Source organism: Streptomyces sp. NPDC000348 (assembly GCF_042898795.1).
Lineage (GTDB): Bacteria > Actinomycetota > Actinomycetes > Streptomycetales > Streptomycetaceae > Streptomyces.
The window spans coordinates 1-19,006 of the sequence record NZ_JBIAZD010000039.1; the positions used below are offsets into that span (position 1 = coordinate 1).

A 19,006-nucleotide genomic window follows, 5' to 3' on the forward strand; every position below is an offset into this window, starting at 1 on the left:
ACACTCGGGCCCTCGCCCTGCCCAACCTCAGCCCAGAACACGAAAACGGTCCACCGACTCCGTCGGCGGACCGTCACGCAAGATCGAGGCTAGGGAGGATCGGAATGGCCAGTAGCGACAACGAGCCGATCTTGGTTCCGGTTCGGTGAACCGGACCGTCTCTGCTGGTCAGCGGCCCTACGTTCCGGGGCATGCCAGTTGATTTCCTGTCTGATGATCAGGCTGTTATCTGGACCTTTCAGGTTCGATAGATGTGCTGACCTGGACGTCCACGTGGCTTGCAGTGTCAGCTAAGGGGTCGTCAGCGTCGTTTACCGAGGCCGGGCAGCCCGCCTGGGACTGTCCGCACGCTGGTCGAGGGCTCGTCCGCGACAGGCCACGTCGGCTGCTGTGCTGGGGTTGACACTGGCCTCAACGGTGGGAGCCGAGGCGGTTCCCCGCGCCGACGATTCGTCACGACGCTGTCTGATGCCGGGCAAACAGCGATCTTGCCAGGAAGCTGGTGAGAGTAGAGGCGACCGGTCCTCGTGTTGACTTTGGTGATGGCGCCGCAGTCGGCGCACTCGTGCTTGACCGCGTCTGGATTACGCATGCTTGCCCCTCCCCGCTGCCAAGCCCGGGGGCGGGCCACGGCATCATGGCAATGCTGCCGTGCCCACGCCCGCTGGGCTAGAAGTTCATCGGACCGGGATGCCGCGGCGAAGATCGCGGAGCTGTCCGAGCGCGACTGCGAGTTCGTTGCGGAGCCGTTCGTTCTCCTCGTGCAGTTTGCGGTTGGCGTCTCGTAGCGCTCTCACGACTGTCTCGTGCGACTTGGTGGTGATCCGCTGCTGATCGGGCAGAGCGGGTCGTCCCGTGGCGGGCTGCTTGTCGGCGAGGCTGCGCAGTCTGGCGAGCAGTGGCGCCTGGGCCGTGTCGTAGAGGAAGGTCCGGGAGACCCTTGCCCGGGCGGCGACGCCAGCGACGGTCACCGCACCGCCGTCGCGCTCCAGGGCGTCCAAGACGGCGTGGACACGCTCGATGCAGGCGAGACGTCGCTGTTGTGCGGCCTCGGCCAGGTGCGCCGAGTTGTCAGCCCGCATCGGGAGTCCTCTCCGTTTCTTCGCGGCTGGCCCCGGCGTCGTTCGGCGCTGGGGCCAGTTCGTCGTGCTCCTGGTCGGTGATGCGCGTGATGACGTGTTCGACCGCGGCTGCCAACCGCTCGTTGACCTCGGCGGCCCGGGACCGGCCTGCTGTCGTGGCGTCGGCCTGCAGTTCGCGCGTGCGGGCGAGGGTGTCGCGGTGGATCGGCAGGAACTGCCGATCGCTTTGGAAGTCCTGGCAGAAGTAGCAGCCGTCAGCCGCGGTCTTCGGGCAGGGGCGCGAGATGTGCCGTCCGCACCAGCCGCCGGCCACCGCGTGGAGGCGGCGGCCGATCTTCTCGGCGAGCCACTCGACGGCGGACAAGTCGGCATCGCGGCGGACCTTGACGGCTTCGCCCTTGAGGTTGAAGCGCACCTCGTACTTCTCCTCGTACTCGCGGCGAAGGGTCTCGTCCGCGATGCGCGAGTAGTGCTCCTGCATCGCCCAGGAGGTATGGCCCAGGATCTCGCGGATGGTTCGTCCGGACACTCCCGCATTCGCCATGCGTGTGCCCAGCGTGTGCCGGAACTGATGCCAGTTGACGGTCGCGGGGTCGCCGTTGGAGTCGATGAGCTTGATGCGCTTCAGCCAGGCGTCGAAGCGGGTGTCGATCGTGCCGTAGGGCATCGGGTATTTCCCGTCCGGGTTGCCGCTGGCCTTCGGGAACAACCACTGGCAGGCGTCGCCGAACCGTTCCCGGACACGGGCGTGCTGCTCGCGGACTGCGTCCACCACGGCTCGCGAGGCGGGGATGGCCCGGAAGCTCTTGTCCTTGCTCTTGTAGTGGACCAGGGCCCAGCGGCCGGACGGCGTCTTCTTCAGGCAGTCGGTCTTCAGGATCAGCGCTTCGCTGATGCGCAGGCCCTCGTCCCGGCAGATCAGCACCAGGGCACGCGTCTCCGGATCGAGCAGGGCCAGGTTCTCCTCGGACTCGATCTGCTCCATCAGGTGCTCGTCGATGAAGTTCGCCTTCAGCCCACGAGGCCGCGGGTACTCGTCTTTGTGGATGCGGGCGTCGGGCGGCAGCACGGGCTGCCAGTGGTAGCGGCGCCACGTTTCCAGCAGCGTAGCCACCACTGACAGCAGGCGGCTGCGGCTGCTCGGGGTCAGTGGCTGACCGAAGTACGCGCCCTTCTTCTCCACGGTCCTGCGGCCGACCCAGCCGATGTAGGACTCCAGCAACGGCCGGTCCAGGACGGCCGGGTCGTCCTGCTGGTCGGGGCGGGCTTCCGCGATGAACCGGGAGAACATCACGAAGTCGTTGAGATTGCGCGCGGCCGTCCGTAGTTCCGTCCGTGCGAGCCGCAGCCGCAGGTAGCGCTTGACTGTCTCCCGCAGCCAGGGCTGGGTGATACCGGTGAAGTCCATCGGGGCAACCCGCTGCCGCTCCTCGATGCTGAAGCCGAGCCGGTCCGGGCGCCACACATCCCTGTCCCACTCCTCGGCGGGGCCGTCGAGGTCGCCGAGAGCCTCCAGCAGGTCTGTGAAGAGCTGGGGGACGGTGGTGTGGTTGGGCGACAGCTGGCCCCAGTACTGGGCCGTGCGGTCGCGCACGGAGGTGACGCCTTCGGCGATGACGGTGTTCACCGCGCGGACCCAGGCGCTGGGGATCACCTTCGAGCGGCGCTGGTCGGTGCGGATCTGAAGCAGGTACTGGAACTCCAGCGCGGCCAGCGGCGGCAGTCCTGCGACGGAGAACTGGGGGATGTTGCGCCGCTCCAGCTCGGCGGGGAACTCCGCCAGCGAGGGTCGGCCGATCTTCGCCCAGCGGTAGTGATGGCCGTCGCACAGATGGTGGCGGCTGATGCCGTAGCCGCAGGAGGGGAAGCTGCACGGCCCCACGGCCGGGCGAGCGAGGACCGGTGCCGCGGCGGCGTACTCGGTGACGCCGATGCGCCGGCCACGCGAGTGCAGGCCGTTCCAGTCGGCGAGGTGCAGATCACACAGGCGAGACAGGCCACCCGAGTAGGGGCATCCGCCGACCCGGCATGAAGCCACGTCCAGGCTCAGCCCGGCCGGCCAGTTCGCCGGATCCGCCATCCATGCCTCACGATCCGGTCGGCCGGCCTTCCGCCACGCCACGTCGTGCTCGGCGCACAGGCCCCGCGAGGCGTTCTTCCGCAGACAGGTGCTGATCCTGCACGGGGTCGGAGCGAGGAAGTGTCCAGCGCGCGGCATGAAGCACTCGACGCGAAACTCGGTGCGCACAAGGCTCAGCAGGGCACTGGCCCGCGGGTCTCCGGGGAACGGGACAACGGCGGCCGCGCCGCCGTGGACGCTCACCACGACCTCCGGAAACCGACGCGGTCGAGCTCCTCGGCGAGGTCATCGGCGTCGAGGTGACCGTAGGTCTCGGCCGTGGTGCGGACCGAGCCGTGCGTGAGCAACTCGCTCGCCACCTCCAGCCGGACGCCCGCCCGTAGGAGCGCGGTCGCGTGGGTGTGTCGGAACTGATGTGGGTGAAAGTCGATGCCCGTGCGCCGCCGCAGCCGCTTGACCAGGCTCATCGCGGCCCAGTACCCCATCGGCGTGCCGACCGCGCCGTTCCACAGGTTCACGAACACGTAGTCGCAGTCCAGCTCGCCGTACTCGGCGAACAGGTAGTCGGTGTAGAGGTCGAGCAGCGTGCACCGGACCGGGATCTCCTTCGGATCGCGGCTCTTGCCCCGCGCCCGGTTGGCGTTGTCCTCCCGTGGCCGCAGGGTGAGCGTCCGCCGGTCGGTGTTGATGTCCTCGTGGCGAAGCCCCAGCGCCTGCCCGATCCGGCAGCCCGTCTCGAACATCAAGGCCATCAGCAGCCGGTCCCGGATCCGGTCGCAGGCGTCCAGGATCTGCTGGGCCTCGGCGTTGGTCAGCGTCGGCGGTCGGCGCTTGGTCTGCTTCAGCCGTGTCGGCCTGCCGGTGACCTGCCGCTCGGCGATCCCCGCGAGGAAGCCCTCGTGGTCACCGATCGAGGCCGGTCGGCGCTGGGCCAGCTGGGCACCCATGCCGACACCCCGGCGGGCAAGGAACTCGTAGAACATATAGACGCTGTTCAGCGCGCGGTTCACCGTCGATGCCTCCCGGGCCGGACCTCTGTCCGTGTCCGCCGAACGCAGGCGGCCGGGCTGGACCGGGCGGCGCAGCCAGCCAGCGAACTGGTCCACGTGTTCCGGAGACGCGGTCAGCAGGTCGAGGCCCAGAAGATGCAGGAAGACCAGCCACGCCTTCAGATCGAAGGCGCGTGCCCGCAGCGTGTTCGGCGAGTGCTCCCGGTCGGTGCACAACGCAAGGTAATCGTCCACCGTCTCGACCACCCGTCCGCCGTCGTCCACGATCGTGTATGTCTCACGACGCGCTCCCGTCCCCACGACCCGACGCACGTACATCCCGATCTCCCCACCCGCTGGCTACTCGGATGGGGTAACGACTGTCGTGGACATCGGTCACGACCAACTGTCAGCCACGAGGATGGGACACTTCGCCGGGCCCTCGTGGCGGACGTCCCTGACACTTCCGGCCCGCATACAGATAAAGGTCTCCCGCTACGGCAGGTTCGCGACCGAGCCGACGCCCGGTGACCTGGAGCAGTTCTTCCGCCTCGACAGCGCCGGGCTGGAGGCGGCTCGCTCGAAGCGGGCGCCGGCGAACCGGCTCGGCTTCGCGGTGTTGTGGGGCTCGGTGCGGATGCTTGGGGTGTTCCCGACCGAGGACTTGGCGGTGGTGCCGGACGTGGTGGTGGGGTTCGCGGCAGAGCAGCTGGGGGTCGATCCGGGCGTGTGGGCCGGGTACGGGGCGCGCAAGCAGAGTCGCTACGAGCACGCCTGGGAGATCCGGGACGCGTTCGGTTACCGGGAGTTCGGCGGGGCCGAGCGGGAAGTGCGTGGGTTCCTGGCGGCGCGGGTGTGGGTGTCGGTGGAGGGGCCGCGGGCGTTGTTCGACCGGGCGGTGGTGTGGCTGGTGGAGAACCGGGTGCTGCTGCCGGGGATCTCGACGCTGACCCGGCTGGTGGCCGAGACACGGGCCCAGGAGATGGCCGAGCTGTACCGGACGCTGGACGAGGCGGTACCGCAGGAGCTACGACAGGCGATGCGTGAGCTGCTGAAGGTGCCGGACGGGAAGCGGGTCTCGGAGCTGGAGCGGCTGCGGACTGGACCGGTGCGGGGGTCGGGCACCGCGATGCGCGAGTCACTGGGCCGGGCGCGGGAGGTACGCGCGCTTGGCGCCGGCCTGGTGGACACCGGCAGGGTGCCGGCCTCCAGGTTGGCCGCGTTGGCGCGGTACGGACTGGGCTCGAAGGCACCCACGCTGCGGGACCTGGAGGAAACCCGGAAGATCGCGACGATGCTGGCCACGGTGCGGCACCTGGAGACCGCGTCGGTGGACGACGCCCTGGACCTGCTCGACGTCCTAATGGGCAGCCGGCTGCTGGCGCGGGCCGAGCGGGTCGGTCGGGAGGAGAAGCTCAAGTCCCTGCCGAAGCTGAAGAAGGCGGCCGGTCGGGTGGCCAAGGCGGTGGAGGTGCTGCTGGACACTGCCCCGGCGACGGTGGACGGCGAGGCGGTGTCGGTGCTGGACGCCTGGGAGGCGATCGAGAAGGTGGTGCCACGGGCCAAGCTCGCCGAGGCGCTGGCCACCATCGCGGAGTGCGTGCCGGACGGCGACGGGGACGAGGACGCCGAGTGGCGGGCAGCCCTCGCCTCCCGGTACGGCACGGTGCGTGGCTTCATCCGGCTGGTGGTGGACACCGTGGACTTCGGTGCCGCGGCAGCCGGTGTGCCGGTGGTGAAGGCGCTCAAGCAGCTGCCGCACCTGGTCGGCCGCCGCAAGGTCGCCGCGTCCGAGGTGGACCAGCAGTTGGTGACCGGCTCGTGGCGGCGCCTGGTGTTCGCCAACCCGGAGGTGGAGCCGGGGTGTGTGGAGAAGGCGGCGTACTCGTTTTGCGTCCTGGAGCACCTGCACCAGGCGCTTCGCCGCCGCGACGTGTTCGCCCGGGACGGAGACCGGTGGGGCGACCCGCGCGCCAAGCTGCTGGTCGGCGACCGCTGGGAGACCGCTCAGCCGACCGTGCTCACCGCGCTGGGCCTGGAAGCCGAGCCGGCCGCGCACCTCGCGGAGCTCGCCTCCGCCCTGCACGGCGCTTACCACCAAGTCGTCGCTGGCCTGCCGACGAACAGCGCGGTGAGCGTGAAGGACGGCAAGCTGCAGCTGGACCGCCTCGGCCCGGCCCCGGAGCCGCACCTGATGCCGGCCTTCCGTCAACTGGCCAACAGCATGCTGCCCAAGGTCGACTTCCCCGAGCTGCTACTGGAGGTCGCCGAGCTGACCGGCATGACCACCGCGTTCACCCACATCTCCGGCGCCGATCCGCACATGGACGACTTCGAAGTCAGCGTCTGTGCGCTGCTGCTCGCGGAGGCCTGCAACGTCGGCCTGGTCCCCGTCGCCAAGCCGAACGTGCCCGCGCTCACCCGCGCCCGCCTGGTCCAGGTCGACCAGGGGTACGTGCGGGCCGAGACGATCAGCGCCGCGAATGGGATGCTGATCGGCGCGCAGACGAAGGTGGACATCGTCCGGGCCTGGGGCCGCGGGCTGGTCGCCTCCGCCGACGGGGTGCGCTTCACCGTGCCCGTCCAGACCCTGCACGCGGGCTACAGCCCGCTGTACTTCGGGCTGCGCAAGAAGGGTGCCACCTGGTTGAACGTGGTCAACGACCAGGTGATGGGCCTGGGCGGGGTGGTGCCCGGCACGCTGCGCGACTCGCTGTTCATCTTGGACGCGCTGCTGGGCCGCGACGGCGGCCCCAAGCCGGAGACCGTGGTCACCGACACCGCCTCCTACAGCGACATCGTGTTCGGCCTGTTCGCGATCTGCGGCTACCAGTTCTCCCCGCGGATCGCCGACATCTCCGATGCCCGCCTGTGGCGCAGCCACGCCAGCGCCGACTACGGGCCGCTGCAGAACGTCTCCCGCCACACCGTGCGCCTGGACCGCATCCGCGCGCACTGGGGCGACATGCTGCGCGTGGCCGGCTCCCTGATGCTCGGCGAGGTCCGCGGCCACGACCTGATCCGCATGCTCTCCCGCGACGGCCGCCCCACCGGCCTGGGCGACGCCTTCGCCCACTACGGCCGGATCTTCAAAACCCTGCACCTGCTGCAGTTCATCTCTGACGACGGCTACCGCCGCATGATCGGCAAGCAGCTCAACATCACCGAGGCCCGCCACCGCCTCGCCCGGCGGATCTTCTTCGGCCAGCGCGGCGAACTGCGCCAGCACTACCGCGAAGGGATGGAGGATCAGCTCGGCGCCCTTGGCCTGGCGCTGAACGCCGTGGTGCTGTGGAACAGCCTCTACCTCGACCGGGCCGCCAAGCAGCTCGCCGCGGACGGCTTCCCCGTTACTGACGACCTGCTGGCCCGCCTGTCTCCGCTCCAGTTTGACCACATCAACTTCCTCGGCCGCTATGCCTTCTTCCGCCCGGCCGATGCCGGGCGGCGCCCGCTGCGCGAACCGTCGGTCGAAGACGCGGAGACCGGCGGGCGCTAGCCGAGAAGGACGCCCCTTGGCTGTCAGGTCGGTCAGGGGCGGAGGAGGGTCTTGATGGGCGCGGCGCTCGTCCATGGCCTGGTGGCCCTTGGCGGCCTGGTCGAGGGGCAGGTTGAGGTCGAAGATGCGGCCGGTTATGACGCGGTCGCTCGGCTGGCTGTGACGGGTGGAGTCGGCTGATGTCAGCGCCGTCGCTGGTCGGCCTGCAGCTCGAAGTCTCCGTAACTGTTATCGACCGGGTTGACGGTGACGCCCGGGGCGACGATCTCGTCGATGGCGTCGAGTACGTCGGAGGAGAGGGTGATGTCGGCGGCGGGAAGGAATGCCTCCAGCTGTTCCATGGTGCGCGGTCCGATGATCGTCGAGGTGACGCCGGGGTGGTTGATGACGAAGGCCACGGCCAGCTCGATCAGGGTCAGGCCTGCCTTCTCCGCCAGGACGGCGAGTTGTTCGACGGCGTCGAGCTTGCGCTGGTTGGCGGGGGTGTTCATGTCGAAGCGGGCCTGGGGGCGGGCGGACGAGGCGGGTCCCTCGGTGGCGTTCTTGCGGTAGCGGCCCGAGAGCCAGCCGCCGGAGAGCGGGCTGTAGGTGAGGGTGCCCATGCCGTGGCGGCGCACGGTGGGCAGCACGTCTTCCTCGATGCCGCGGACCAGGATCGAGTAGGGCGGCTGCTCGGTGACGAAGCGCTCAAGGTTTCGCTCGCGCGAGGTCCACTGGGCTTCGACGATCTGCGAGCCGGAGTAGGACGAGGAGCCGATGTAGCGGACCTTGCCCTGGTGGACGAGGTCGGTGAGGGCGCCGAGGGTCTCGGAGACGTCTGTGTCGGGGCTGGGCCGGTGGACCTGGTAGAGGTCGATGTGGTCGGTGCCGAGCCGCCGCAGGGAGTTTTCGACCGCGCGGATGATCCAACGGCGCGAACCGCCCCGCTGGTTGGGGTCGTCGGGGTCCATGGGCATGAAAAACTTGGTGGCCAGGAAGACGTCCTCGCGACGGTCCTTCAGCGCCTTGCCGACGATCTCCTCCGATACGCCAGCGGAGTAGACGTCCGCGGTGTCGACGAAGTTGACGCCCGCGTCGAGGGCGCGGTGGATGATCCGGATGGAGTCGGTCTCGTCCTCGTTGCCCCAGGGGCCGAACATCATCGAGCCCAGGCACAGCGGGCTGACCTGGACGCCGGTACGGCCGAGCGGTCGGTACTGCATGGAGTGGTTCTCCTCTTTCGTGTGTGTGGGGGTCAGTCGTTTGCGGAGGACACGACCGTGCCGGTGGTTGTCCAGCTCGCGAGCAGGTTCAGGGCCTGCTGTTCGGGGGAGTCCGGCTCGGGTGTGTAGAAGTTGAGGCGCAGGCCGGGGTCGGACGGCAGGTCCATGGCTTCGTAGGGCAGGGCGAGGGCGCCGACCAGCGGGTGACGGAACCTCTTCACTCCGGACCGGTGGAACTTCACATCGTGGCGGGCCCAGCGGCGGGCGAACTCGTCGCTCTTGGCCGTCAGCTCGCCGATCAGGTCCGTCAGCGCCTTGTCGTGCGGCGCGCGGCCGGTTTCGGTGCGCAGGAAGGCGACCGCGTCGTCGGCGCCCTTGTCCCAGTCGACCCAGAAGTCTTGGGCTGCGGGGTCGAGGAACAGGAAGCGGGCGCTGTTGACCGGCCCGCGCTGCGCGAACAGTGGTGAGTCGAACAGCGGTGCGTACAGCGCCCGGCCCAGGGCGTTGGCGGCCACGGTGTCGAAGCGGGCGTTGCGCACGAAGGCGGGGACGCCGGTCATCGAGTCGAGCAGCCGCAGGATCGTGGGCCGTACCCGGGAGGACGTCGCGGTGGGCCGCCGCCCGGCGGGAGTCGATGCGCGGGCGAGGTCGTAGAGGTGGGTGCGTTCGGCCTCGTTGAGCTGCAGGGCGTGCGCGAGGGCTTCGAGGACCGAGTCCGAGGCGCCGGCGAGGTTGCCGCGCTCCAGGCGGACGTAGTAGTCCACGCTCATGCCGGCCAGCAGGGCGACCTCTTCGCGCCGCAGCCCTGGGACACGGCGGTTTCCGCCGTAGACCGGCAGCCCGGCCTGCTCGGGGGTGATCCTGGCCCGCCGGGTGCTGAGGAACTCCCGCACCTCGGCGGCCACGTCCTTCTTGGGGTGGTCGGTCATGCTCATTTCCTGGTGTGGGTGCCCGGCTGGGACCGGGCTGGTGGCGTCGGCCGCCGGGCCGGATCTGACCTCGAGTCGAGGGGCACGGCGCACTCTTCCCGGTCGGTCTGCTCGGTGTGCCGGCTCCTCCACGGTAGGTCGGCCTGGAGGGGCCTGCGAGGTACTGCCAGTACCTGGAAGAGCAGTGACTCCCACTGCCCCCTCAAGGTGCCGTTACCTGGGAGAAGCCACAGATGGGCGGCCCAGGATCGGGCCGCACTCCCGATCGACGCGAGGAAGACCGTGCGCACAGCAGCCACCCACGACACCGGCGCCGCTCCCGCCGGGCCAGTCGCCGACGCGAGCCGTCCGGGCGGGCCGAGCGCCACCGCCCCGCGCCGTCGGGCCGGGGGCCCGACCCGTTCGACGCTGATCCTGGCGATCATCTGCGTCAGCTACTTCATGGTCATCCTGGACAACTCGATCGTGTTCACCGGGCTGCCGCAGATCCGCTCCGACATGGGCTTCTCCGAGACGGGCCTGTCGTGGATCACCAACGTCTACGTGCTGGTCTTCGGCGGGCTGCTGCTCCTGGGAGCTCGCGCCGGTGATCTCTTCGGCCACCGCAAGGTCTTCCTGTACTCGCTGGTGGTCTTCTCGCTGGCATCGCTGCTGGTGGGCGCCGCCCAGAGCGCCTGGTGGCTGATCGCGGCCCGGGCGTTGCAGGGCGTGGGCGCCGCCGTTCTCGCCCCGTCCGCGCTCTCCCTGCTCACGCGCAGTTTCGCGGAGGGCAAGGCCCGCAACCGGGCCATGGCCGCCTACAGCGCCGTGGCCGGCCTCGGCGCGGCGTTCGGGCTGGTCGTCGGTGGCCTGGTCGCGGACCTGATCTCGTGGCGGGCCGGGTTCTTCCTGAACGTGCCCATCGGCATCGTGATGATGGTGCTGGCGGTGCGGTTCCTGCCCGAGACCGAGCGTCGCGGCGGTCGGTTCGACGTGGCCGGGGCGCTGCTGGTCACGCTGGGCTCGACCGCGCTGGTGCTGGGCATCGTCGACGCGGCCGACCACGGCTGGACGGCACCGGCCACCTGGCTCCCCCTTGCAGCGGGCGCAGTGCTGCTGGCCTTGTTCGTCGGGGTGGAGCGGCGGGCCGCGCAGCCGATCGTGCCGCTGCGGCTGTTCGCGAGCCGCGAGCGGTCCGGCGCCTACGTCACCCGGATGCTCTACATGGGCGCGATGATGGGGTTCTTCTTCTTCACCGCGCAGTTCGTGCAGAGCGTCTACCACTGGACGCCGCTGCAGGCCGGCCTGGCCTTCCTGCCGATGACGCTGGTCAACTTCGTCTTCGCCATCCGCGTGCCCCGGCTGCTGGAGAGGTTCGGCAGGCCCCGGGTACTCGCCGCGGGAGTCGTGCTGACGACTGTGGGCATGGCCTGGCTGAGCCGCCTGGACCTGCACACCCCCTACCTGACCGGAGTGGCCCTGCCCATGGTGATCATCGGCGCCGGCCAGGGCCTGGCACTGGCCCCGATGACCTCCAGCGGCGTCGACGGCGTCGCCCCCGAGGACGCAGGCGCCGGCTCGGGCCTGGTCAACACCGTGCACCAGATCGGCAGCGCACTGGCCCTGAGCATCCTGACGGCCGTGGCCGCCACCGTCTCCACCCAGCACGCGGCCGTCGACATCGCGGCGCGCTCCGGCACCGCGCTGACGGGCTCCGCGGTGCTGCTCGCCCTGGCCGTCGTCGCCGTCCTCACCCTGATCGTGCCCGCCCGGGCGTCCCGCAAGTAAAGGACTACGTGATGCAGACCCTCACCCTCAACAACGGCGTCGAGATGCCCGCTCTTGGCCTCGGTGTCTTCCAGACCCCGCCCGACGAGACGATCGCCGCGGTCACGGCCGCGCTGAAGCTGGGCTACCGGCACATCGACACCGCCGCCGCCTACGGCAACGAGCGCGAGGTCGGCCAGGCCATCCGTGACTCCGGGGTGCCGCGCGACGAGATCTTCATCGAGACCAAGATCTGGATCAGCGACTACGGCTTTGAGGAGACTCTGCACGGCTTCGACAAGAGCGCCGCCAAGCTCGGCGTCGACCAGATCGACCTGCTGATCCTGCACCAGGCGCTGCCGTCCGAGTTCGGCAAGACCCTCGACGCCTACCGCGTCCTGGAGAAGCTCCTGGCCGACGGCACGGTCCGCGCGATCGGCGTCAGCAACTTCATGGTCGACCACCTCACCGCGCTGCTCGATGCGACGTCCGTCGTGCCGGCGGTCAACCAGCTGGAGATCCACCCCTACTTCCAGCAGCGCGAAGTGCTCGACTTCGACGACCAGCACCACATCCTCAACCAGGCGTGGTCCCCCATCGGGGGCATCACCTTCTACCCCGGCTACGGCGAGGACCGCCGCAGCGTCCTTCAGGACCCGGCCGTCACTGCCATCGCCGAAGCGCACAGCAAGAGCCCCGCGCAGGTGCTGCTGCGCTGGGGCCTGCAGCAGGGCCGCTCGGTCATCCCCAAGTCCACCAAGCGCCACCGGATCGCCGAGAACATCGACGTCTTCGACTTCGACCTCTCGGCAGAGGAGCTGGCTGCGCTGGACGCGCTGGAGACCGGCCGACGCGGCGGTCCCGAGCCCGAGAACGTCACCCTCGCCGCCTACGGGCGCGCCATCCCCGAAGCCTGATCCCTCCCCCCTGTACGACCTGCAAGAAGGAACCACCGTGCCCACCACCGTCAACGCCTTCGGCGCCCACGAGGCCAGCCGGCCGCTCGCCCCCGTCACCATCGAGCGCCGTGATGTCGGCCCCCACGACGTCCAGATCGACATCCTGTACTGCGGGATCTGCCACTCCGACATGAACTTCGTCGACGGCTCCTTCGGCCCGCTCCCGGTCAGCCCGCTCGTCCCTGGGCACGAGATCGTCGGCCGCGTCACCGAAACCGGCTCCGCCGTCACCCGCCACCAGGTCGGCGACCTGGTCGGCATCGGCTGCATGGCCAACTCCTGCCGCGAGTGCGACAACTGCCGGGCCGGACAGGAGCAGTACTGTCTCAAGGGACACACCCTCGTCTTCGGCAGCCCCGACCCCGCCGAGCCCGGCGCCCACACCCAGGGCGGCTACTCCGAGGCGATCGTCGCCCCCGAGGACTTCGTCGTCCGCGTGCCCGAGACCCTCGATGCGGCCGCCGCGGCGCCGCTGCTGTGCGCGGGCATCACCGTCTACGCGCCGCTCAAGCGGTTCGCCGCCGGGCCCGGCACCAAGGTCGCGGTCGTCGGCCTCGGCGGCCTGGGCCACCTCGGCGTGAAGATGGCCAAGGCCATGGGTGCCGAGGTCACCGTGCTGTCCCGCTCGGACAGCAAGCGCGAAGCCGCCGCGGCCCTCGGCGCCGACCACTACGCCGCGACCGGTGACGGCACCGCCTTCACCGAACTGGCCAACACCTTCGACCTCATCCTCAACACCGTCAGCGCGCCGGTCTCACTGGCGGACTACCTCGGCATGCTGCGCCTGCACGGCACCATGATCAGCGTCGGCGTCACCACGCAGCCGATGCCACTGGACGTCTTCCCCCTACTGCAGAACGGGCGCTCCTACGCCGGCTCCCTGTTCGGCGGCATCGCCGAAACGCAGGAGATGCTCGACTTCGCAGCCGAGCACAAGGTCACCGCCGACATCGAGCTGATCGGCGCGAAGGACATCAACACCGCCTACGAGCGGATCAACGCCTCCGACGTCCGCTACCGGTTCGTGATCGACGGCTCGACCTTCAAGGGGCTGACGGCATGACACAGCCAGCCCCGGCGGACATGAACCGCGTCCTGATCATCGGCGGGACGGGCAGTATCGGCCGCCTCGTCGCCGCCCGCCTGCTGGAGCTGGGCCGCCTGCCGCGCGTGCTCACCCGCGACCCCGCCCGCGCCCAGCGGTCGCTGCCCGCTGGTGTCGAGGTGGTGGCAGGCGAGCTGGCCGACCCGGCGGCCGTGCGCGCCGCCGTTGACGGCGTCGACGCCGTCGTGATGACCCATGGTGCGCCCTACGGCTCCGGCGACTACGCCGCGGTCGACTACGGCGCCGTCCCCGCGGTACTCGACGCCCTGGACGGACATCGGCTGCCCGTGGTGCTGATGAGTTCGATCGGGGTCACGGCCAGCGGCGGGCAGTCGCGGGAGCTGCTGGAGTGGAAGCGTCGCGGTGAGCGCCTCCTGCGGGCCAGCGGCCTGCCCTACACGATCGTCCGGCCCGGCTGGTTCGACGCCGGCAGCAGCTCCCACCAGCAGGTTGACCTGCGCCAGGGCGACCAGACCGAGTACGGACCGGTCCGCCGCGACCACGTCGCCGAGACGATCGTCCAGGCCCTGCTGACCGAGTCGGCGAGGGGCAGGACGGTGGAGGTCTTCTCGGCCGACGGCCCGGCCCTCACCGACTGGCCGGGCGCGTTCCATGCTGCCGAACCCGACCGGCTGGGCGACCTGGACGGAGCCCGCGACCGGCCCGGCCCACGACCGCAGGCAGAACCCGAGCGAGTCCGCGCTGACCTGCGACGTCACGCCCACACCCCGCTGACACCCGAACTCTGACATTTGAGGAGAAAGCCATGAAGGCAGCCATCTTCCGAGGCGAGAAGCACATCGAGCTCGGCCAGCGCCCTGACCCCACCATCGAGCAGCCGACCGACGCCGTCGTCCGCGTCGTGCGCGGCTGCGTCTGCGGATCCGACCTCTGGTATTACCGCGGCATCAACCCCCACAAGGTGGGCAGCATCGGCCACGAGTATGTCGGTGTCATCGAAGCGGTGGGCGAGGACGTGAAGGACCTGGCGGTCGGCGACTTCGTCATCGCCCCCTTCACCTACAACGACGGCACCTGCCCCGCCTGCCAGGCCGGCTTCGAATCCAACTGCGAGCACGGAGGGGCCTTCGGCGACGGCGACAGTGACGGCGGCCAGGGTGAGAAGGTCCGCGCGCCCTACGCCGACGCGACCCTCGTGAAGGTCCCCGCACCGGCTGACGGGTTCACCGACGCCCAGCTCGCCTCCTTCACCGCACTCTCCGACGTCATGTGCACCGGCTACCACGCCGCCGTGAGCGCGGGCGTGAAGCAGGGCGACACCGTCGCCGTCGTCGGCGACGGCGCCGTCGGCCTCTCCGCCGTACTGGCCGCCAAGCTCCTCGGCGCCGGCCGCATCATCGCCCTCAGCCGTCACGCCGACCGGCAGTCCCTCGCGAAGGAGTTCGGCGCCACCGACATCGTCGCCGAACGCGGGGACGACGCCGTCACGGCCGTCCTCGGCCTCACCGACGGCGCCGGCGTCGACGCCGCGCTCGAATGCGTCGGCACCGACCAGTCCATCGAGACGGCCGCCGGGATCGTCCGCGCCGGAGGCATGATCGGCGCCGTAGGCGTCCCCCTCTACGAGAAGTTCGAGTACAAGACCCTCTTCTGGAAGAACGTCGGCATCAAGGGCGGCGTCGCCCCCGCCCACCACTACATCCCCGAGCTGCTGCAGCACGTCCTGGACGGAACGATCAACCCCGGCCTCGTCTTCGACTACTCCACCGATCTCGACCACATCGCCGACGCCTACGCCGCCATGGACGAGCGCCGCGCGATCAAGTCACTCCTCATAATCAGCCAGCCGTAACCCGCTCCCCCGGTCGCCGGGACAGGTCTCACTACGCGGGGCTCACCATGAGCGGGCCGTCGAGCCCGGGCCAGACCCGAGCCGGCGGCCCGGTTCACCAGGTGGTGGCGACAGTCCGCCGGGCGACCCATACGTCGCCATGACGGACGTAGTCGGTGGCCAGGCGCAGACGCCAGCCTGCGCGGGTGCCGTACACGGTGGCGTCGGTCACGGTCCGAACCGTCAGGCGGGCCGTGCCGTCGTCATCGACGTCGAGGGCTGTGTCCTTCTCCTCGATGGAGTGGTAGACGAACCGCCCCTGCCGCATCTGCGCCAGCCACTCCGCCTTCGGCTGCACGTATCCCGTCATGTGGGTGAGAGTGAAATCTCCTGCGAGCAGGTCGCCGAGAGTTGCGGTGTCCCCTTCGAGCATGGCGTCAAGGTAGGCGCGGTGGGCCTCCCGCAGATCCGCGATGGCCGTTGCGTCGGGGGTGGGCATGGTGACTCCTCGGGCTGTGAAGTGGGTCCGGCCCTCGTCACGATCGTCTTCCCGTGGCGGCTGCTGGTGCGACACGCCCAGTGTCCCTGCGGTTGACGCCGCATCTGCCGGGCTGGACTGACAACGGCCAGTGGTGCGCCCCTCTTCTGGTGGCGCTGCACAGCCGCGCTCGCTATCGGCGCGGACGCCGACGAACGGCGCGGGCCGTACCGCGTGTGAGCATGACTCTCCGGAGCACAACAAAGGGGCGCGCTATAGGAACGCCGACTGCCCGTCACCGCTCGCCCGACCCATCCCTGGGAGGAAGCCTGATGGCCGCGCTCGAGTTCATCGTGGTCCTCGGGTGCGCCCTGCTCGTCAGCGGGGCCCTCGCCCACCGGCTCCGGGTGGCTGCACCCGTCCTGCAACTGGCCGCCGGCGTCGCCCTCGGCTTCGTGCCCGCCCTGCGTGAGACGGAACTGCCGCCGGATGTGCTGCTGCTCGTCTTCCTGCCGGTGCTGCTGTACTGGGAGAGCGTGACCACCTCGCTGCGTGCGATCCGTCGGGACCTGCGCGGCATCGTGCTGACCGGCACGCTTCTGGTCGCCGTCACCGTCTGGGCCGTGGCCGCGCTCGCCCACGCACTCGGTCTGCCGTGGGGCCCGGCCTGGGTGCTCGGCGCCGCCGTGGCGCCGACCGATGCCACCGCCGTCAGCGTCGTGTCCCGGCTGCTGCCCCAGCGCAACGTCACACTGCTGCGCGCCGAATCTCTCATCAACGACGGCACCGCACTGGTCGTCTACAGCCTCGCGGTCGGCGTCACCGTCGGCTCCGAGCACCTCAGCGTGGCCCACGTGAGCGGCCTGGTGGCGCTGTCCTACGGTGGTGGCCTCGCGGCCGGGGCGGTGGTCGCGTGGCTCGGCATCCAGCTGCGGCGCTGGGTGCGCCAACTCGGCGACACGCTGCTGGACAACCTGACCATCATCCTGATCCCGTTCAGCGCCTACCTGGTGGCCGAGCAGATCGAGGCGTCAGGCGTGCTCGCGGTGGTGGTGTGCGGACTGATCATGAGCCAGGCCGGGCCGCGGCCCGACGGCAGACAGAGGCTTTCTGGTCGCTGGCGATGTACCTCCTGAACGGCGCCCTGTTCATCCTGGTCGGGCTCGAAGCGCAAGCGGCGGTCCGCGCCCTGTCCGGCACCGCCCTGACCGAGGCCTTGGTGATGGTGGTGGCGGTGGCGTGTGCGCTGGTCATCGTTCGCTTCCTGTTCCTGTTCACCACGGTGTACACCATCAGGGCGCTGGACCGGCGTCCGCAGCAGCGAGGACGCCGGATGAGCCACCGGGCTCGGACTGTCAGCGCTCTGGCCGGCTTCCGCGGAGCCGTCTCCCTGGCCCTGTCCGTGCCGTACACGCTCGACTCTGGCGCGCCGTTTCCGGACCGCGACACGATCGTCTTCGTCACCGCCGGTGTCGTCGTCGCCACCCTCGTACTGCAGAGCCTGGTACTTCCGGCCGTCGCCCGCTGGGCACGGCTGCCCCAGGACACGGACTCCGAGCAGGAGCTCGCCCTCGCCCGGACCACAGCCGCCCAGGCCGCTTTGGACACACTCCCGGCGACGGCGGCCGACTTCGGTACCGATGCCGAGATCACCGAGAGGCTGAAAGCCGAGTACGAAACACACCTGAGTGCAGTGCACGCCGCCGGCGCCGCGAGTGACCCGGAGTCCGAACCTCTCCTGCGACGCCGCCGACAGGAGACCTCCCTACGCCTGGCGCTCCTGGAACACAAGCGCTCCGCCGTCATCGCCTTGCGCGATGGGCACCGCATCGACGACGCCGTTCTGCTGCGGGTGCAGGAACAACTCGATGCAGAGGAGGTACGCCTCGCGCAGGTGAGCCAGGACCAGTGACCGCTTTGCGGGCGCCGGTATCCGGTACGGGCCCGTGAGTGGGGCCTCCCACCATCGATTGGCGCTGCCCGCCTAACGCGACCGCGTTCCAGCGGCTTGGCAACACTCTGGTGGTGCCCGCGCTGGACCGCTACGGCCGCTCCCTCAAGGACCTGGTCAACATGGTCGGCGAGCTCCGGCGTCGGGAGATCGGCTTCTGTTCGCTGCACGAGCGCCTCGACACCACCACCCCCGGCGGCCGGCTCGTCTTCCACGTCTTCGCCGCGCTCGCCGAGTTCATCCGCGAGCTGATCGTCTCCGGCACCCGCGAGGGCCTAAACGCCGCCCGCGGTCGGGTCGGCGGCTGGCCCACCGTCGCCACTCCTGAGATCATCCGCGCCGCCCGCGACCTGCTCCCCAACTCCGAGAACTCGATCACCTCGATCGCCAAGCTCCTCGGCGTCAGCCCCGGCACCCTCTACAACTACATCCCGGACCTGCAGGAACTCCGGGCGGGCGGCCGCGTCCCGAATCAGCTCGCGGCTGGCTGACCGCTCCCGCTACTGGCCGTTCCGATCCTCCCCGTTGGCCTATCTGTAGAACGACTTCACAGACCGACCGGTACCGACGGGCCGTCAGCCGCCCACCAGCAGCGATCGAGGCTTAGCGCCGGTTTTCGTTCCGATGTTCCTCAACCCCCATGCTGGTGGCGAAGGTGGCGAGTGCCGCTGCGACCGCGAGCAAGGCTGAGGCCCGCTTCCGGAGGTCCTCAAGCCGGGCTCGCTGTTCGGTCAGCCGGTCGACCGTCGCCGTGTACGCCGCATCCACGACTGTGCCGAGGTTGTTGTAGTCGCTCCTTTCTCCCTCGCCGCAATCCTCGACCGACGCCTTGGTTTCATTCCGCTGGGGCCAGAAAAACTTCCAGAATCGGTCCTTCAGCCGCGGCTCGGGATGGCCGCCGCGCGGCGGAGTTCGCTCAGGTGTTGACGTAGTCATGCTCGGACCTCCGGCCTGGACAGCATGAAGGTAAGGCGGTCCTGGCAGGGCAGCCACTGCGCATACTCCACTTGCCGGGGCGGTGCGTGGTTGTTGCCGGTTCAGCGCGAGCACAAGGTGCGGCTCTCACAGGGATGAGGCAAACCGGTGCCTCGGTTCAGGTTGAGCTGTACTGAGATTTGTGGAGTCCCTGATGCCAGGGTTACGGTCCTGGCGAAGGAGAACCACCAGCACCATGGCAGCACCCCGTAAATATCC

General features: G+C 69.7%; 14 protein-coding genes and 2 pseudogenes. 8 read left to right on the forward strand and 8 right to left on the reverse strand.

Annotation, left to right across the window (positions count from 1 at the left end):
• Positions 1 to 677 precede the first annotated feature (677 nt).
• The 3 genes from ACFY3N_RS35830 to ACFY3N_RS35840 form a co-directional block, all read right to left on the reverse strand.
• On the reverse strand, positions 678 to 1,082 hold the full coding sequence (locus ACFY3N_RS35830; protein ID WP_390820967.1) for a DUF6262 family protein: 405 nt from the start codon (positions 1,080 to 1,082) through the stop codon (positions 678 to 680).
• Positions 1,072 to 3,162 carry a tyrosine-type recombinase/integrase gene (locus tag ACFY3N_RS35835; RefSeq protein WP_390820968.1) on the reverse strand — a complete coding sequence of 697 codons (2,091 nt, stop codon included), beginning with the start codon at positions 3,160 to 3,162 and terminating at the stop codon, positions 1,072 to 1,074. Before ACFY3N_RS35835 ends, ACFY3N_RS35830 begins: the two co-directional genes overlap by 11 nt.
• Before the next feature lie 239 nt (positions 3,163 to 3,401).
• A complete protein-coding gene (locus ACFY3N_RS35840) occupies positions 3,402 to 4,490 on the reverse strand; it encodes a tyrosine-type recombinase/integrase (RefSeq protein WP_390820969.1) in 1,089 nt (362 codons plus the stop codon).
• Between the two features lie 82 nt (positions 4,491 to 4,572).
• Here ACFY3N_RS35840 and ACFY3N_RS35845 point away from each other — a divergent pair, with 82 nt between their 5' ends.
• The gene (locus ACFY3N_RS35845) at positions 4,573 to 7,650 is read left to right on the forward strand and encodes a Tn3 family transposase (RefSeq protein WP_390820970.1); all 3,078 of its coding nucleotides are present in this window, start codon (positions 4,573 to 4,575) and stop codon (positions 7,648 to 7,650) included.
• A 32-nt stretch (positions 7,651 to 7,682) separates the two neighbouring features.
• Here ACFY3N_RS35845 and ACFY3N_RS35850 read toward each other — a convergent pair.
• The 3 genes and pseudogenes from ACFY3N_RS35850 to ACFY3N_RS35860 form a co-directional block, all read right to left on the reverse strand.
• Positions 7,683 to 7,797, reverse strand: a pseudogene (locus ACFY3N_RS35850) (IMP dehydrogenase); the annotation flags it as partial.
• 35 nt (positions 7,798 to 7,832) lie between these two features.
• Positions 7,833 to 8,852 (reverse strand): aldo/keto reductase, encoded by a 1,020-nt coding sequence (locus tag ACFY3N_RS35855; RefSeq protein ID WP_390820971.1) that lies wholly within the window; start codon positions 8,850 to 8,852, stop codon positions 7,833 to 7,835.
• Between the two features lie 32 nt (positions 8,853 to 8,884).
• On the reverse strand, positions 8,885 to 9,781 hold the full coding sequence (locus ACFY3N_RS35860) for a helix-turn-helix domain-containing protein (protein ID WP_390820972.1): 897 nt from the start codon (positions 9,779 to 9,781) through the stop codon (positions 8,885 to 8,887).
• A 282-nt stretch (positions 9,782 to 10,063) separates the two neighbouring features.
• On the opposite strand from ACFY3N_RS35860, the gene ACFY3N_RS35865 reads away from it, so the two are divergent.
• From ACFY3N_RS35865 to ACFY3N_RS35885, 5 genes are read left to right on the forward strand one after another with little or no spacing between them, the layout of a single operon-like run.
• On the forward strand, positions 10,064 to 11,548 hold the full coding sequence (locus tag ACFY3N_RS35865; RefSeq protein WP_390820973.1) for an MFS transporter: 1,485 nt from the start codon (positions 10,064 to 10,066) through the stop codon (positions 11,546 to 11,548).
• Between the two features lie 11 nt (positions 11,549 to 11,559).
• Positions 11,560 to 12,444, forward strand: a complete 885-nt coding sequence (locus ACFY3N_RS35870; protein ID WP_390820974.1) for an aldo/keto reductase — start codon at positions 11,560 to 11,562, stop codon at positions 12,442 to 12,444.
• A 37-nt stretch (positions 12,445 to 12,481) separates the two neighbouring features.
• On the forward strand, positions 12,482 to 13,549 hold the full coding sequence (locus tag ACFY3N_RS35875; RefSeq protein WP_390820975.1) for an NAD(P)-dependent alcohol dehydrogenase: 1,068 nt from the start codon (positions 12,482 to 12,484) through the stop codon (positions 13,547 to 13,549).
• Positions 13,546 to 14,340 (forward strand): SDR family oxidoreductase, encoded by a 795-nt coding sequence (locus ACFY3N_RS35880; protein ID WP_390820976.1) that lies wholly within the window; start codon positions 13,546 to 13,548, stop codon positions 14,338 to 14,340. The genes ACFY3N_RS35875 and ACFY3N_RS35880 overlap by 4 nt, the downstream gene beginning before the upstream one ends.
• Positions 14,341 to 14,357: 17 nt before the next feature.
• Positions 14,358 to 15,404, forward strand: a complete 1,047-nt coding sequence (locus tag ACFY3N_RS35885) for a zinc-binding dehydrogenase (protein ID WP_390820977.1) — start codon at positions 14,358 to 14,360, stop codon at positions 15,402 to 15,404.
• A 94-nt stretch (positions 15,405 to 15,498) separates the two neighbouring features.
• On the opposite strand, the gene ACFY3N_RS35890 is transcribed toward ACFY3N_RS35885, so the two are convergent.
• On the reverse strand, positions 15,499 to 15,882 hold the full coding sequence (locus ACFY3N_RS35890; protein WP_390820978.1) for a nuclear transport factor 2 family protein: 384 nt from the start codon (positions 15,880 to 15,882) through the stop codon (positions 15,499 to 15,501).
• Between the two features lie 311 nt (positions 15,883 to 16,193).
• On the opposite strand from ACFY3N_RS35890, the pseudogene ACFY3N_RS35895 reads away from it, so the two are divergent.
• Together ACFY3N_RS35895 and ACFY3N_RS35900 are read left to right on the forward strand one after the other, a co-directional pair.
• Positions 16,194 to 17,773 (forward strand): annotated as a pseudogene (locus tag ACFY3N_RS35895) (Na+/H+ antiporter).
• A 38-nt stretch (positions 17,774 to 17,811) separates the two neighbouring features.
• A complete protein-coding gene (locus tag ACFY3N_RS35900; RefSeq protein WP_390820979.1) occupies positions 17,812 to 18,303 on the forward strand; it encodes a recombinase family protein in 492 nt (163 codons plus the stop codon).
• Positions 18,304 to 18,415: 112 nt separating this feature from the next.
• On the opposite strand, the gene ACFY3N_RS35905 is transcribed toward ACFY3N_RS35900, so the two are convergent.
• Positions 18,416 to 18,748: a hypothetical protein gene (locus tag ACFY3N_RS35905; RefSeq protein ID WP_390820980.1), complete on the reverse strand. Its 333-nt coding sequence runs from the start codon at positions 18,746 to 18,748 to the stop codon at positions 18,416 to 18,418.
• Positions 18,749 to 19,006: the final 258 nt, after the last annotated feature.

Coding starts and splice junctions, on each gene's coding strand:
- ACFY3N_RS35885 (WP_390820977.1), top strand. CDS start 14,358: ATGAAGGCAGCCATCTTCCGAGGCGAGAAGCACATCGAGCTCGGCCAG.
- ACFY3N_RS35860 (WP_390820972.1), bottom strand. CDS start 9,781: ATGACCGACCACCCCAAGAAGGACGTGGCCGCCGAGGTGCGGGAGTTC.
- ACFY3N_RS35855 (WP_390820971.1), bottom strand. CDS start 8,852: ATGCAGTACCGACCGCTCGGCCGTACCGGCGTCCAGGTCAGCCCGCTG.
- ACFY3N_RS35905 (WP_390820980.1), bottom strand. CDS start 18,748: ATGACTACGTCAACACCTGAGCGAACTCCGCCGCGCGGCGGCCATCCC.
- ACFY3N_RS35890 (WP_390820978.1), bottom strand. CDS start 15,882: ATGCCCACCCCCGACGCAACGGCCATCGCGGATCTGCGGGAGGCCCAC.
- ACFY3N_RS35840 (WP_390820969.1), bottom strand. CDS start 4,490: ATGTACGTGCGTCGGGTCGTGGGGACGGGAGCGCGTCGTGAGACATAC.
- ACFY3N_RS35835 (WP_390820968.1), bottom strand. CDS start 3,162: ATGGCGGATCCGGCGAACTGGCCGGCCGGGCTGAGCCTGGACGTGGCT.
- ACFY3N_RS35845 (WP_390820970.1), top strand. CDS start 4,573: ATGGGACACTTCGCCGGGCCCTCGTGGCGGACGTCCCTGACACTTCCG.
- ACFY3N_RS35830 (WP_390820967.1), bottom strand. CDS start 1,082: ATGCGGGCTGACAACTCGGCGCACCTGGCCGAGGCCGCACAACAGCGA.
- ACFY3N_RS35870 (WP_390820974.1), top strand. CDS start 11,560: ATGCAGACCCTCACCCTCAACAACGGCGTCGAGATGCCCGCTCTTGGC.
- ACFY3N_RS35880 (WP_390820976.1), top strand. CDS start 13,546: ATGACACAGCCAGCCCCGGCGGACATGAACCGCGTCCTGATCATCGGC.